Below are 14,927 nucleotides of genomic sequence, written 5' to 3' on the forward strand. Positions count from 1 at the left end.
ATTCCAATTAAGACTATGGCTTCTTGACGCCCTCAGTAATATACAGTTTTAAATTCTCTGTAATCTTGCCCCGGGCTGACATATAACTTCTTTCACGACTAATACCATGGCGCAAGCGCTTTTGTTGTTGCATACTAATGTGCGCTATTTCCCGCAAACTTTGATGTTTCGCTTGTCGTCGTGGCGCTGCTTTTACGGCTGAATGATGCTGATGACGCAGCGCATCAGACTGTTTCAATGCCTTCTGCACCCGTTCCGCGCCAGCATCAGCACTTGCATCACTATAGAGCGCACCGATTATATCTAAAAATCCCATGGCCTCTCCCATCAATTCTTACAAAGCTCGTAATGTCAAAATATTGCCATTTGCCTCAATAATGACATACGCTTTGTCCATCTCAACTGGATGATTACCATCAATCAAATAACGGTAATAAATACCATCCACGACAACTAACCCATTTTCAGGTGTAATACTCCTTCCGTTAATCGTGCGACCGACAAACTGCCGTTGTTCAAACGATGATGTAGGTCTAGCAATTAACTGATCATCGAGTGACTTTTCTAATAAATAAGCAACTAAGTTATTAATACTCCGGTTCTCTTTATCTGCTTCATTGGCTATACGCTCGTGTAATTCTGGCGTCAGACGAAGTGATAATTGCCCGCTATAATTCTTTTTTTCTTCCATGACCACATTGTAGCACAAATGATACTATTTGTAACTGCATTGATTTTTGGAAACCTCATATAGCAGGTACATTGTAGTTCCTGAAGGATGTCCTTACAAATTTCAGTTCACAAAAAAAAGCCGTGATTTTCATCACGACTTACTAGCTTCATTATCAAGTTTATGGCCGCTACAGCGACCGCTGTCAGAAGGATCCATGCCCTAACGCGGTTGATGATGCTCGCATTTCCTTCTGATTATTTCAACGCCCACGATGAGCCAACTCACCATCGCGACTACTAGACTGATAGAGACCCATCGAGCTGGTTGATAAGTGACAAGAAGCTGATTGAGCCCTTGATGACTTTGCACCGTGATGACACCGACAGCATTTTGGTGAAGCGGTTGAATAGTTTGACCATTCAATTTAAGGTGCGTTTGTTGGTACTTCACCACCGGTACTTGGATTGGGGTGGCCTGGGGCGCATTCCAATCCACCTGTAACCCCTGTCGAGTCACTCGTTTATGGAAGGTAGTGGTGCTTGTATAGATGCTATGATTAACCAAGTGGTAAGCGTCCGCTGTTTTACCCATTTTTGGTAAATAGTCCGACGTATCCTTAGTCAAGCGTTGCAGGCCGGCAGCTAGTTTAGGACTTAACCAGGCTTGGCGAATTTGATGCATCGTACCGTGCTTTTGCACGGATGATGAGGTCGTAAAGTTGGTCGACCACTGTTGCGTTTCGCTAGTCACCGTTTGGAGGTTACCCACAAACAATAATGCCAAGACCACAATGCTACCTGTTTGACGCCAATGTCTTGGTACCTGAAGATCAGTCTGGACCGTTTGCAGACTTCCTAATAGAATTAGCGGCGTCGCAATAATCATAAAACGCGCTGGAAACTGTAGAAGCGAACCCAAGATTGGCAAATTGTCTTGTATTAGTTGCCAAGGCATCAATGCACTACTTAGAAAGACAAAAAATAGACCAACAAGTGCGACCACTCGATTCGTCAATGATAACAAACGCCAGCGGAAAATTAGCTGGTACAATTGCCACATCACGAGGATGAGAATCGGAATACCCAACCAATGACTCAAAATTGACGGCACCGTTGTATAGCTTGCTAATACAAAATTAACTGGGTTCATCAATCTGTTGTGCAGTGTTAAATCTAATAGTGTGGCCCACACATTAGCTGTTAACACCATAAAAATAAGAGCCGCCAGCAATGTATGTTTGACAAACAACCACCATTGTTGCTGCCTAATCAAACCAATCAACCAAAATGGTATGAGCAGCATGACCGCCATGAGCGCGGTTAAATTATGAACTTGAACTAGCAAACTCAAACCAATCGCCAACAACCATATTGGCAATGCATGCTCTTTTTGCTGAATCATTTTCACTGCGGCTAAAATGACCAGTGGTAGAATAGCTGCAGCCAAGGCAGCTCCTTTTTGCGCTGTTGCCCATGATGTGATTGCTTCAGTATTCAAGTAGATTAGGCTACCAACTAGCGCCAATCCGCGATCAAGTTCAACTTGGCGTGCCAAATAGAAAAAAGTTAACCCACCAAGATAGAGGATACCGATACTACTGATAATTTGAAACAACCACCAGCTGCCCGTCACCAACAGCACAGCACCATAGATATAACTAGAAAATGGACCGTAGACCGCATTGATCACCCGGGCACTTTGATTGAAACCAAAATCACTCACAAAATAGTGAAAATGTAGTGTCTTCAGCTGCATCATGGCATCGTAAATACGATTAAAATGAAATAGCGCATCTCCTTGAACAGTCGTGACCCCGCCTAAAATCACCTGGTGTCCCAGAATCTGTGGCATCATCACCGCTATACTAACCAGTAGGATCATGACTGGTGGTTTTTTAATCCATTTGTACATCGGCTTCAACCACATCAGTCCGTACCATAATACCAATCAGGACAATAAACATCACCAGCCAAATGATTGATAATCCCTGACTTCCTAGCGCACCATTGTGCCACTTGAGTCCGAAATAATCTGCAAAACTGGCGCCAATTGGGCGGGTTAAGATGTACGCAACCCAAAAACTACCTGTTTCCAGCAAGAGATTACGCACGAATACCTGACGTACAGTTAATGCAATCACCAACAAAATTGATAGGAATACCCCAGTCAAAAACAGTCCTAACCCAAGATCATTGCCAATGTAGTCGCCTAACGCGGTACCAAGCATAAAACTAAAGCTTACTGTCAGCCAATAAAACAGTTCTGCCCGCCGTGTTGTAATGGTATGGATTGAAATATCATGTTCGACTAGGAACCAACCCATAAAGCTCGCTAACATCAACCCAAAGAACAGGATACTTGCCATGTAATGACTGATATGTAAGCCACCATGCACCGCATCCGCCATAATTGTGCCTAAGATGGCTAAGGTAGCCACTGGTAACCAATATGAAATGACGTGATATTGTTTCCGGGTGACTTGCCAATACAGGGTGGCACCAAAACTAATCACTGCAAAAATTAATGTCGGAATCGGTCCGATTGATTTTGCTAATGTATCACTGAGTGACTCGCCCATACCGGTAGTCACGAGCTTGGTAAGCCAAAATATCAGTGTAATTGTTGGTACTTTGACCAATAGATTTTCTTCCATAATGTGAGACCTCATTTCAATTGACAATATGGTCATTTTACGGAGATAAGCCCTACCGTCGCTACCAGATTACGCTGAATTTTTTCTGAATTTTTTTCATTTTTTGTTTTGGAGGGTGGTTCCAGAGTTAATTGTTACACCTGATAATCGGGCCCCTTAGCCAAGCTTTTTAGATTCTTAAAACATAAAAACCGCGATGAGTTTTAACTCATCAGCGGCTAATTCGTGGCATGTTACAGGCTTAAACAAAAAAACAAGCCAATAATTGACTTGTTTCTTTAAACCTATTCATTTTGATGGTTATCGCTTTGCGCTGATACCCAAGATATATGACACAACTAGGACAACGATAACCGCCCCAATGATTGACGGAATAATTGCCATACCAGCTAAGGTTGGACCCCAGCTACCAAGCAACCATTGACCCACTGCTGAACCAACTAAACCAGCAACAATGTTGGCGATCCACCCCATTGCTGCACCACGGTTTGTGATGGCGCCAGCGACAGCCCCAATAATTGCACCAACGATTAACGACCAAATCATAACTCTGCCTCCATCTCTTTTTCAAAATTCGGGTCATACAACCCAATACAGATATAATATCATAAGGCTTACTAATATACAAATTTCATAACAATCTGATATTACAAAGAATAACGTTTATTACAAAGCAATTAAAAATATCTCAAAAAGGTTAACACGGGTACTTAATGTGCCTATTTAGTTATCAAATAGGCGAATCTATTGTCCCAATTGTTGGAACTTGCAACTGTAAGTGACATCCACACAAAAAAGAGTTCACCCAAATTGGGTGAACTCTTTTGAAACAATATCAGGCTGAAAGTGACCAAGATTGGCCACCTAGCATATAAACATTGTTCTCTATCAGAAGCAAATTACTTAGTGTACTTAGCTTCGTGGAACTTCTTCATGATACCTGCTTTTGACAACAAGTTCTTAACAGTATCTGATGGTTGAGCACCGTTGTTCAACCATGACAATACCAATTCTTCGTCCAACTTAACTTCAGCAGGTTCAACCAATGGGTTGTACGTACCAACAGTTTCAATAAAACGACCATCACGTGGTGAACGTGAATCAGCAACAACAACACGATAGAATGGGCGCTTCTTTGAACCCATGCGCTTCAAACGAATTTTAACAGCCATGTGTAATATCCTCCAGTAATTTTCTACATATTATATCATAACAAATTTTTTATGATGTGTAAAGTGTTTTACCTTTACACATTGATAGCGTGTCAAGTGAATACCCTTTACACCTATCCGACATCTATAAATATACCCTATCTTAAAAAATCATGCAACCCATTATTCAAAATCTTAGGCCGATGAATTGTGCTAAAATAGATGCATAATCCCAAATATGTTGAATAAGAATTGAGGCTTTTCTTATGACTGAAGTTATCGCTCACCGTGGATTCCATAACCACGTGCCTGAAAACACGTTACCTGCATTCGCATCAGCACTGGCAACTAATGCCGATGCCATCGAAATCGATCTGCACCGTACCAAGGATGGCCACTTAGTGATCATTCACGATGAAATCATCGATCGTACCACTAATGGCCACGGGTTCGTTAAAGCATTGACCCTAGCTCAAATTCAAACCTACGCCACCCGAAATACAAATGGCCCGCTGTTTTATGATGTCCAGGTTCCGACCTTTCGCGATTTATTGACTTACTTAGCCGAAAAGAACTTTACGCGGACCCTAGTCATTGAAGTCAAAACCGATAAATTGAATTATCCAGGGATCGAACAAGAAATTTTGGATACATTAGCTGAATTTGATCCACAGTATTCGGTTATTTTCCAAAGTTTCAACCTCAACACACTACATACATTCCGTGAATTAGCACCCACTGCTGAAATTGCGGCACTGACATTTATCATCACCCCAAAAGTATTAATGGGCCGACGCCGTGGTGATTTTGATTATATCCATCCAGATATCACAAAATTGAAAAGCATCCCCCTGATGTACGCCTTAGCCAAGCGTATTGGCCATATCCGGCCTTGGAATGTCGACCAATATGCCGACCAACAACGATTAATTCGCGATGGCTTCGCTGGGCTGATCACAAACGAAGTACAAAAAGCCCTTGCCCTTCGTGATTCTATAAACTAAGCACATCTAACCCGTAGTACCAACAGTACTGCGTTTTTTTTGTTGCGCCGTAATCTAAAATGGCCCCCACAGTTGGAATTCTCCAATTGCGGGGGCCATTATTCAATATGCACAAGCTATTGAATAAATTTTATCCTATTTTACCAAACAAACAGACCAGCCATGGCTGCTGACAATAATGAAACCAAAATTCCTGAAATCAAGATCAATGGCACGTGTTTTGCCACGTAATCTGCAGTGTCTTGTGAAGTCATTGAACGATATTCACCAATTACCATCCCTAAGGTTCCAAAGTTGGCAAATGACGTTGTGAAGACCGTTAAGCCAGCTAAGAAGTGCTTATCTGCAAACAAGCCAGTCCCTGCCAAAGCAGCCTTAGAAACCTGCCCCATGACCACGAATTCGTTAGTCACTAACTTAGTTCCCATTAATTGCGCCATGTGGAAGGCATGTGTGACATCATTTCCTAATAACCACGCAAATGGGAACATGATGACACCGAAGATATTTTCTAATGATAGCCACTTAAAGCCAGTCAAAGCAAAGGTATTATCTACCAAAGTCGCCAAACCAACAAACCCAATGACTGATGCAATGATGATCAAAGCAACCTTACCCGCACCTAGAATTGAAGCTCCCAAGTAACCAAAGAATGGTTCGCGCTTTTGCTTCTCACCAGTTGCTGGATTGACCGAAATATCTGCTACGATGTCCTCGGCTGGGTCAATCTTGGTTGGATTCAAGATAATTGACATCGCTACCGCTGACAAGATATTCAACGGAATGGCCGTCAACACATAGGCGCCTGGCATCATCTTGACATAAGAACCAAGAATGGAAGCTGAAACGGCCGAAATTGACATCATCGCCACCGTCAAATTGCGTCGTGCGCTCATTTGACGAAGTTGTAACTGAACCACTGGCAAGACCTCAGTTGTACCCAAAAACATCATTTCGATTGAAAAGAAGGATTCAAACTTAGGCTGACCAGTAACTTTTGATAGACCTTTACCGATGAATTTGATGATTGCTGGCATAATACCGACATACATCAAGACATCAAATAATGGAATAATCACCAGGATAGGTAAAACCACACCAGTAACGAAGTTCATTGAGCCCCCCGCTGGTGGTGTGACCCAATCTGGTACCGCAAACGCGATGCCTGCATATGCGGCTTTCAACAACCAGTTGAAGAAATCTGAGACGGCCATGATAACATCACGACCCCAACTGAATTTCAAGAAGAACCAAGCCAAAATCAATTGGACCAATAAAATGGCCCCCACTGACTTCCAGCTAATGTTCTTACGGTCATTGGAAAGCAAATAGGCAATCCCAATAAAAACAATGATTCCAATAATATTAATCGCTAATAGCATCTCTCTGAATGCCCCTTAATTTAGAATACGTGGAAAAACCACTTCTACTAGAGTACCAAAACGTTCGGTAAAATGCTATATTTTATTTAAAATGACGAACAAAAAAGGTAGCTGCTCGCACAACTACCTTTTTGTGATTACTTACTAATTTTCTTAAATACAATGATACCTAACACAATCATGATCATACCAAAAGCGAAGAACGGTAAATTCGCCGAATTGGTGATGTAACTAAATAGAATGAAAATACCACCCAAAATAGCAATGATTGGCGTCACCGGGTATAACCAAGTCTTATATGGTCGTTCCTTATCTGGCATTGTCTTACGGAGCTTGAAGACTGCTAAGAACAATAAGATAAAGAACAACCAACTGATAAAGACAGCTAAATCGGTTAAGGGGTCGAATTGATTTGAAAGCATTAATCCAATTGAAACCAAGGCCACCAACACTGAACTATTCCAGGGACTCGCAAACCGGTTCAACTTCACAAATGTCTTGGCAAACGGAAAGTTTCCTTCACTCGCCAAAGCATATGGGACGCGAATCGCTGTAAATGTATAGCCGTTCAACGCCCCATAAACTGAAATCAGAATGCCGACCGTCACCAACTTACCACCGATACCACCGAATAACATTTGTGCGACCTGGCTAGCTGTTTCTTGGTTACCCATAATTTGGTTAATGGGCATGTGTCGCAACATGACGATTGACACCAACAAATAAATGAGCCCGATAATGGCTAAACCAGACGTTAATGACAATGGCAAATCACGCTTGGGGTTCTTCAACTCCCCGGCGATATTTCCAATACCGATCCAACCATCAAAAGCAAACATCGCCGCGACAATCGCCCCACCAACACCGGCAATCGGGTTAATATGACTTCCAGCGGCCAAAGGCAATAGTTGGAAATGCACGTCGGCCTTTGAGAACAAACCGGCAAACACAATCAAAGCAATCGGAATTAACTTGAGAATGGTAAACAGTGATTGCGCCCGCGAAGCGAACTTGGATCCTAAGGCGTTGATGATTAGAATCGTGATAAAAACAATGATAGCAATATAAATTAAATTTTTACCCTGTTTGATACCAAACAAATTAGTGAATTGCGTCGTCCAAATAATCGCCAAGGCTGCAATATTGGCTGGATAATACACTAATGTTTGAATCCAACCAAATAAAAACCCATAGATCGGACCATAAGAATATTCTAAATACTTGGTGGCCCCTCCAGTTTCAGGGAACATGGCACCAAGTTCTGCGACGGTCAACCCACCCGCAATGGTGAAGATTGCCGCTAAAATCCAGGCCACAATCACCAAATTTGCGGATCCGGTTCGCTCAGCCATGGCAGCAATTTTGAAAAACACTCCTGCCCCAATTACCGTTCCAACAACTGCCGACAAGGCTCCGATCAAGCCCACTTCTCGTTTTAAGCTGGTTTGTCCCATTTCATCCTCTCAACTCACAAATATGAGCCATATCCTTTATAAAATTTCAAATAAGTAACATTATCCCATATGATACCCGCTAAAAGCAAACATTTCATGAGTTTTTAGCGAAAAAATTCGTGATTATCCACATAATAAAGAAAAGGCCTTCCAAGTCTCCCTGAAATGCCTTTGCTTTATTTTGGAATCGCGACAGAAACAACCGGAATGTTGTTGAAATCTGTAGCCGGTTCAATATAGATTTTCTTCGATAACCCGTAATCATCAGTCACTACGGATGAGACTTTACCAACATACAAGCCAGAGGGCGTAACGCCACCCAAGCCGGACGTAGTCACCAAATCACCCTTCTTAACGGTGGTATTGGATGTCGTATTACCCATCACGATACGATTCTTGGATTGGTTAAAGCCCGTGATAATACCGTCAACCGTGTCACCACTCGTCGTGGTCACCCGAATGGCAAATCGATCTGAAGTTTGATTGTTATCAGAAAGTAATTCAACTTTCGCATTGGTTGTATTCACTTGGGTGACACGTCCAACCAAGCCACCGGATCCCATCACTGACATCCCCTTTTTGATACCAGCCGAACTTCCCTGATTGATCACCAATTGGGTTTGCCAATTAACTGGTGAACGCGAAACAACAACCGCATTAACGACATCGTAATCAGTTAAGGTATCATTTAACTTCAACTGTGCTTTTAAGGCCTTGTTTTCGTTCTTCACGATTTGAAGCTGCACCTTGGCCTGTGCCAGTTCATCAACGCGCGACGTCAACTTCTGGTTTGTCTGGTAGGTGTTCAACAAGTTTTGTAAACTATTAAACCCATTATGCACAGTGCCAATTGGGGCAGAAACCAAATCAGACATCCAGCCGGTCACATCTGACACAATTTGACTTGGAATTGATGGTGACTCTTGTGAATCTTTCGAGCGGGAACTAACTGTAATAACCCCCAGGGTTATGATGATTAGTAAGACGGCCACCACCAAACGTCGTGACGAAAAAACATTTTTCATGTTTGACTCCCTCTACTAATTGAAACAATGGCTAGTTAGCAGTGCCACTATCCATCGTTTCATTACTTACAATTAGTTATTCTTCAAAACATCGATTGACTTCAATGCTTCACCAGTACCAATAACGACAGCATCTAATGGATTTGGGGCGACGAATACTGGGACCTTTGTGGCCTCAGCAATCACCGTATCGAGGTGCTTCAAAAGTGCACCACCACCAGTTAAGACAATACCACGATCGATAACGTCCGCGGCAATTTCAGGTGAAGTCTCTTCTAAAGTTTCCTTGATCGCCACGATAATTTCAGCAATCACATCCTTCATGGCAATTGCCACGTCTTCCGCTAATACTTCAATTGTCTTTGGCAATCCTGTGACCAAGTCACGGCCACGCACCGTTGTCGATGCCATGTCCTTGGCTGCTTCAACATCCGCTGAACCAATTTCGATTTTCAAACGTTCTGAGGTTTGTTCCCCAATTAAGACTGAATATTTTTGACGAATGTAAGACATGATGGATTCATCCAACTTATCGCCCGCCATACGAATGGAACGTGATGAAACAATCCCACCCAATGAAATAGTAGCAACGTCAGTGGTGCCCCCACCCATGTCCACAACCATTGAGCCAGTTGGTTCCATCACTGGTAAACCAGCTCCGACTGCAGCCGCAAATGGTTCTTCGATCACATACGCGTCACGCGCACCAGCGACACGTGCAGCATCAATCACGGCCCGTCGTTCAACAGCCGTCACACCTGAGGGTACCCCAATGGTCACGTATGGTCGTGAACTATGTCCACCAAGCGCCTTGCCTAAGTAGTACTTCAACATGGCCACCGTTGTTTCGTAGTCTGCGATAACACCATCACGCATCGGACGAATGGCCTTGATTGAGCCTGGAGTCCGGCCAATCATATCTTTAGCTTCTGAACCGACTGCAACGACTTCGTTTGTTTTTGTATTTCGGGCGACGACTGATGGTTCGCGTAAAACGATTCCCTTACCATCGATATACACCAACGTGTTGGCTGTACCTAAGTCGATTCCGACATTTCGAGTTCCAAATGAAAACACGGCGTTTGTCCTTCTTTTTTCTTATTTATTAAACTTGATTAGGCCGCCCGTTTACAGACGACCTCCATCAAATCATTTTTACTTCATACTGTCGTTAAGTCTATCATAGATTGACGTGCTTCGTCCATAAATCTAGCAAATTTTGCCATTGAATTTCTGGCACCATTTTCCGCTCAAAAGCGCTGATATAGCCATCGGCACTAACAACTAAAAAATCGAAAAGATGAATTTGAACAATTGCTGCACAAACCGCCAATTTTCTTAAAACTTCCAGATCCATCTGTGAAAAAACCAACCGGCCGCTCGGGTGATTATGGACGATGATAAACCCATAGGCATTCATCGCAATTGCATGCCGAAAAACATCACGTGGATGGATGACAACCGCATCCAGTGTGCCTTTAGCAATGCACTTAACATGGCGTATGACCAGTTGCGTATCCACGTAAACTGCCCAAGCTTCTTCTTGGGGGCGCCGACCGCCGACCTCAATCATCCAAGGGATAAACTCATCACTCGTTATTTTCATTCTGCCACCTCTTTATTAAAGAGAGGTTATTTGCAAAGGTGTTTAAAAGAAGCCAACTTGCGGTACACTATTTATATAAGAAAAGGAGAATAGCATGCGTGTTAGTCAATTAAGTCCACTCAGTATCCCCGCTCAAGATATTCCGCGGGCAGTTCGCTTCTATCGTGAAGTTTTTGATTTACCATCAGTCTTTGGTAAACACGAATCTGCCCATCTGTCACTACATGGTGAAGGCATCACGTTTATTGAAAACGCTGCGCCCACCAATGTTCAGGTGATTGTCAAGGATACGCCTGCTGACATTCAAAATCATTTCATTAATTACTTCGTACCTGAAACACGACCAGCCGAGGTCATTGATCAGGCCACCCACTTCTTTATTGCCGATTTTGAAGGCAACACCATTGAAGTCATTGCTAAGTAAAAAAGCTGTATGTTGTTACCGGATAAAATCCATCACGGTCACAGCATACAGCTTTTTGATTGCCCTTTAGTTGATGTTTGATCAGTCCAACCACTAACTATTCTAAGTGGCGCAATGCACGAAAAGTTAACAGAATGATCATTTGCACGAAGGCAAAAATTAACACAAATTCAATACTTGAAAGCGAGAACGACTTAACAATCAGTGATACCACTTGATTCCAATTGGTAATAATGTCCCAAGAATTCAACCGGGCGTACCGGCCTAAGTACATCCCATAAGCCGATAGTAATGATAAACTACCGAAAAATCCGAGCACAGACCGGGTGGTTGCCTTTGGAAAATAACTCTCAAAGATAATTTCAGCCGAGCGAGCGCCTAACAAGACCCCTAAGAAAATACCTAAAACAAGCATGCCATAGTTAAAACGAGCGCTGCCACCATCCAAGCTATAAATATGCATAAAATCAGTAATCATATACATCGAATTGGGAAAAAAAAGCACCCAAATCGTGGTTAACGAGATTTTCATTGTCCGCGCAGTAACTTTTTTAATAACCAAACTCAAATCAAATGGAATCACCGCTAAAAACAGATTCCAAATCAAGAAAGTGAGGTGACTAGGCGCAACGTACAGGACGATCATAAAGAGCGCAATTACCGCATGGATAGTCATGATAATTCGTCGATTCATCTTGTACCTCCGCTAATCTCATAAAATCGTTTATTTAGATGCAAAGAAATCGATCAAGACTTGGGCACTACGACGACCTGCTAAGACAACAAATTCATCATAGGCCATAGCTGATTCCCCATCGGCATTATCAGAAATTGCCCGCACAACTGCAAAAGGCACATCAAAGTGGGTCGCAATTTGGGCAACCGCTGCCCCTTCCATTTCAGCTGACTGTACTTCCGGAAAGTGTGCCAAAATAGCTTGCTTCTTCGCCTCAGAATCCATGAATTGATCACCTGAAACAATCAAGCCACGCACGGCATTCACCTCATCATTTTGAAAACCAGCGGCTAATCCGGCAGACAATTCTTCATCGGCTACAAATCGAGCTGGCTGTTGTGGTACTTGACCAAAAGCATACCCAAAGGCACGTGCATCAGCATCTGAGTAGGCTAATTCACTAGCGATCACAATATCCCCAATCTTCAAACCAGTGCCTAATGCACCAGCCGAGCCAGAATTGATCACCGCGTCAACACCAAAATTAGTAATTAACAAAGTCGTTGTTAATGCAGCGGCTACTTTACCAATGCCACCATTCACAACGACAACGTCAACATTACCGATTTTACCGTGATGAAACACTTTCCCAGAGATTTGTGATATTTTGTCCGCATCCATTGCTTCAATCAAACCATCCATCTCGGTTTGTTCAGCATTAATAACTCCGTAACGCATTTTTTCCCTCACTATTCGTTATTTAACTAAAAAACAAGATCAACCAGGTAATAATAATCATTAAGCTTAAAAGCCCCATCGTGATATTCAAGCGACGCCTTAGCCGCATTTGCTTACCCAACGGGGTTAACTTGCGGGTGCTCGGGTCAAGTTCATACCGTCCTTTACCTGTTAAACGGTTTTCTGCCCGGGTCAATGCCTGTTGATCGCCCCCGGCATAACGCTTCAAGCGTTCGTGAACATCCTCAGCTTGATCAGCAACCGCAGTCGGTTCGTCTAATGACTTGCTTTTTGGTAACCAGGCCTGCACCCTAGTTTTAACCTTCTGCATTAAGCCGGTCTGCCGTTGACCACGTGATGTTGGTACAGCGGTATCCGCCTTAGGTTCGATGTCATCAGATTCAACATCATTCAAGAAAAACTTTACTATTTTTTCAAGCATTTACTTCAATCCTTGTTCCAATCGCATAATTTTCCAGTATTGGTAAGCGACCACTGTCTTACCATCATCCAGCAAGCCTGCTTCATACAAATCCGTTGCTTCATCAAAGGATAGGTACACCACACCGATATTTTCATCGGCATCCTGTGGTAATTCCGTTGTGACGGGTTGCAAATCAGTTGCTAAATAAAGATGCATATACTCATCTGCAAAACCGATTGAAGAGTAGAAACCCGCAAATTTTTTGATGTTACCGGCTTGTAAACGCACTTCTTCATTCAGTTCACGATTGACCGCAGCCAGGGCATCCCCGTGATCACGTTCATCTAATTTACCAGCTGGAATTTCTAAGGTGACTTTTCGCACTGGCGCACGCCATTGTTTTTCAACAATCATCTTATCGTCGGCAGTCAACGCTAAAATAGCGACGGCACCAGCATGATGCACGATATCACGATGTGTCTGGTGGCCATCACTTAAGACGACCGTTTCATCCACCACGTCGATAATATGGCCATGATAAACAACTTCTTCTTTGATGACGGTTTCCTTAACTTGTGCTTCAAAGGCCTTATCTTCCATAATTAATCAGCTACCTCAACTAATGCCGCTTGTGGTCCCCGTGAACCTTGGACAATGACAAACTTGACTTCTTCCCCTGGATTCAAATCACGAACCCGTCGATCTTCAAGCCCTGAAAAGTGGACAAAAACGTCCTCTTCACCTGGTAGTTCAATATAACCAAAGCCATTTTCTGCATTCCAATTTTTAACTGTACCAACTAATTTTTCCATATTATTGTCCTTTTATTTACTTATTGATGACCAAAACTAAAATCACAACCACTAAATAAGCCAACACAGTTGCCCATTTAATGATAATCCACCAGCTTTTTAAAAAACGACGGACTTCGAAGTGACCACCAATAAATGCTTGCAATAAGATTAATGCCATTCCCCAAAGGAAAAACATGATCCATAAATTAACGATTCCAGCGTGCATCCATGTCTGAAAAGCCAGCGCACTCATGCTCCACCATAACACCAGTACCATCACATCAAGCGGCTGGACGCCACGCATCCCTGGAATGCGTGTGATGCGATGCCATAGCGCAAAAATCACCACTCCAACTGCCAATGTAATGGCCAGAATATATGGCCATTCAACAAAAGTTAGCATCTCCACTCCTTACTAATCGCGACGTCCAAACACATCGAAATATCTTCTTTTCATTATACAGTAATTTCGCAAATGAAAAAGTAAGCAACCGTTTTCACGTCATTTCCTTATATAACTGGGTAGTTGCGACGGGGACAGCCTTGTCAGCACCCGTTAAAATTGCTACAATAGATTGAATATTTTGAAAGCGAGTGTATCATGCCCAGAAAACCAAAATCACGCTTAGCAAAGATCAATCAATTTTTCGTCATCATCATGTTAATTCTATCTCTCGGTGGTGTTTTTGTAGTTTTGCTTCAAGCGTTCTTAGCCTATTAAATTAATCCATGGCGTCCTGTATAAATACTTACAGGACGCCTTTTTTGACCATTTAAAGAAAACAATTACTAATTGACAGTATCTTTTATCTTTACTTTAAGGTCATTAGTCGGTAGTATAATATATCGCAGTGTTAGATTTTACTAACCCGCGATGGGCGCACAATTTTAACTTGTTGTGAAGGAAAAATCACATTAAACTA

General features: G+C 42.6%; 20 protein-coding genes. 3 read left to right on the forward strand and 17 right to left on the reverse strand.

Features of this window, described 5'->3' with window-relative positions:
* Positions 1-13 precede the first annotated feature (13 nt).
* The 6 genes from WSWS_RS04960 to rpsP form a co-directional block, all read right to left on the reverse strand.
* Positions 14-316, reverse strand: a complete 303-nt coding sequence (locus tag WSWS_RS04960; protein ID WP_070230246.1) for a hypothetical protein — start codon at positions 314-316, stop codon at positions 14-16.
* Positions 317-334: 18 nt separating this feature from the next.
* On the reverse strand, positions 335-691 hold the full coding sequence (locus WSWS_RS04965) for a toxin-antitoxin system HicB family antitoxin (protein ID WP_070230247.1): 357 nt from the start codon (positions 689-691) through the stop codon (positions 335-337).
* 201 nt (positions 692-892) lie between these two features.
* Positions 893-2,584: a glycosyltransferase family protein gene (locus WSWS_RS04970; RefSeq protein ID WP_070230248.1), complete on the reverse strand. Its 1,692-nt coding sequence runs from the start codon at positions 2,582-2,584 to the stop codon at positions 893-895.
* Positions 2,568-3,326, reverse strand: coding sequence for a COG4705 family protein (locus WSWS_RS04975; RefSeq protein WP_164699447.1), 759 nt, complete (start codon positions 3,324-3,326; stop codon positions 2,568-2,570). Before WSWS_RS04975 ends, WSWS_RS04970 begins: the two co-directional genes overlap by 17 nt.
* Before the next feature lie 300 nt (positions 3,327-3,626).
* Complete coding sequence (locus WSWS_RS04980; protein ID WP_070230249.1) at positions 3,627-3,872, reverse strand: GlsB/YeaQ/YmgE family stress response membrane protein; 246 nt, start codon at positions 3,870-3,872, stop codon at positions 3,627-3,629.
* 353 nt (positions 3,873-4,225) lie between these two features.
* Entirely contained in the window at positions 4,226-4,498 is a 273-nt protein-coding gene (gene rpsP / locus WSWS_RS04985; RefSeq protein ID WP_070230250.1) for a 30S ribosomal protein S16, read from the reverse strand.
* Between the two features lie 245 nt (positions 4,499-4,743).
* On the opposite strand from rpsP, the gene WSWS_RS04990 reads away from it, so the two are divergent.
* A complete protein-coding gene (locus WSWS_RS04990; RefSeq protein ID WP_070230251.1) occupies positions 4,744-5,481 on the forward strand; it encodes a glycerophosphodiester phosphodiesterase in 738 nt (245 codons plus the stop codon).
* 140 nt (positions 5,482-5,621) lie between these two features.
* On the opposite strand, the gene WSWS_RS04995 is transcribed toward WSWS_RS04990, so the two are convergent.
* The 5 genes from WSWS_RS04995 to WSWS_RS05015 all read right to left on the reverse strand — a co-directional run bounded on the left by WSWS_RS04995 (position 5,622) and on the right by WSWS_RS05015 (position 10,948).
* Positions 5,622-6,863, reverse strand: a complete 1,242-nt coding sequence (locus WSWS_RS04995) for a NupC/NupG family nucleoside CNT transporter (protein WP_070230252.1) — start codon at positions 6,861-6,863, stop codon at positions 5,622-5,624.
* A gap of 137 nt (positions 6,864-7,000) precedes the next feature.
* Positions 7,001-8,317: an APC family permease gene (locus WSWS_RS05000; protein ID WP_070230253.1), complete on the reverse strand. Its 1,317-nt coding sequence runs from the start codon at positions 8,315-8,317 to the stop codon at positions 7,001-7,003.
* 176 nt (positions 8,318-8,493) lie between these two features.
* Positions 8,494-9,342, reverse strand: a complete 849-nt coding sequence (mreC, locus tag WSWS_RS05005) for a rod shape-determining protein MreC (protein WP_070230254.1) — start codon at positions 9,340-9,342, stop codon at positions 8,494-8,496.
* Between the two features lie 72 nt (positions 9,343-9,414).
* Positions 9,415-10,419: a rod shape-determining protein gene (locus tag WSWS_RS05010; protein WP_070230255.1), complete on the reverse strand. Its 1,005-nt coding sequence runs from the start codon at positions 10,417-10,419 to the stop codon at positions 9,415-9,417.
* A gap of 103 nt (positions 10,420-10,522) precedes the next feature.
* On the reverse strand, positions 10,523-10,948 hold the full coding sequence (locus WSWS_RS05015) for a JAB domain-containing protein (RefSeq protein WP_070230256.1): 426 nt from the start codon (positions 10,946-10,948) through the stop codon (positions 10,523-10,525).
* Positions 10,949-11,042: 94 nt separating this feature from the next.
* Between WSWS_RS05015 and WSWS_RS05020 the strand changes: the two genes are divergently transcribed.
* Positions 11,043-11,372, forward strand: a complete 330-nt coding sequence (locus WSWS_RS05020) for a VOC family protein (RefSeq protein ID WP_070230257.1) — start codon at positions 11,043-11,045, stop codon at positions 11,370-11,372.
* A gap of 97 nt (positions 11,373-11,469) precedes the next feature.
* On the opposite strand, the gene WSWS_RS05025 is transcribed toward WSWS_RS05020, so the two are convergent.
* Genes WSWS_RS05025 through WSWS_RS05050 form a run of 6 tightly spaced genes read right to left on the reverse strand, consistent with a single transcriptional unit; the run spans position 11,470 to position 14,407 of the window.
* Positions 11,470-12,066 carry a DUF1361 domain-containing protein gene (locus WSWS_RS05025; RefSeq protein ID WP_070230258.1) on the reverse strand — a complete coding sequence of 199 codons (597 nt, stop codon included), beginning with the start codon at positions 12,064-12,066 and terminating at the stop codon, positions 11,470-11,472.
* Positions 12,067-12,096: 30 nt separating this feature from the next.
* A complete protein-coding gene (locus WSWS_RS05030) occupies positions 12,097-12,786 on the reverse strand; it encodes a 5'-methylthioadenosine/adenosylhomocysteine nucleosidase (protein ID WP_070230259.1) in 690 nt (229 codons plus the stop codon).
* Between the two features lie 22 nt (positions 12,787-12,808).
* Positions 12,809-13,228, reverse strand: coding sequence for a hypothetical protein (locus tag WSWS_RS05035; protein WP_114981140.1), 420 nt, complete (start codon positions 13,226-13,228; stop codon positions 12,809-12,811).
* Entirely contained in the window at positions 13,229-13,810 is a 582-nt protein-coding gene (locus tag WSWS_RS05040; RefSeq protein ID WP_070230260.1) for an NUDIX hydrolase, read from the reverse strand.
* A gap of 2 nt (positions 13,811-13,812) precedes the next feature.
* Positions 13,813-14,022 carry a cold-shock protein gene (locus WSWS_RS05045; RefSeq protein WP_070230261.1) on the reverse strand — a complete coding sequence of 70 codons (210 nt, stop codon included), beginning with the start codon at positions 14,020-14,022 and terminating at the stop codon, positions 13,813-13,815.
* Between the two features lie 16 nt (positions 14,023-14,038).
* Positions 14,039-14,407, reverse strand: a complete 369-nt coding sequence (locus tag WSWS_RS05050) for a DUF3397 family protein (protein ID WP_070230262.1) — start codon at positions 14,405-14,407, stop codon at positions 14,039-14,041.
* A gap of 198 nt (positions 14,408-14,605) precedes the next feature.
* Between WSWS_RS05050 and WSWS_RS08135 the strand changes: the two genes are divergently transcribed.
* Positions 14,606-14,725 (forward strand): DUF4044 domain-containing protein, encoded by a 120-nt coding sequence (locus tag WSWS_RS08135; RefSeq protein ID WP_210726293.1) that lies wholly within the window; start codon positions 14,606-14,608, stop codon positions 14,723-14,725.
* Positions 14,726-14,927: the final 202 nt, after the last annotated feature.

The organism is Weissella soli (genome assembly GCF_001761545.1).
GTDB lineage: Bacteria > Bacillota > Bacilli > Lactobacillales > Lactobacillaceae > Weissella > Weissella soli.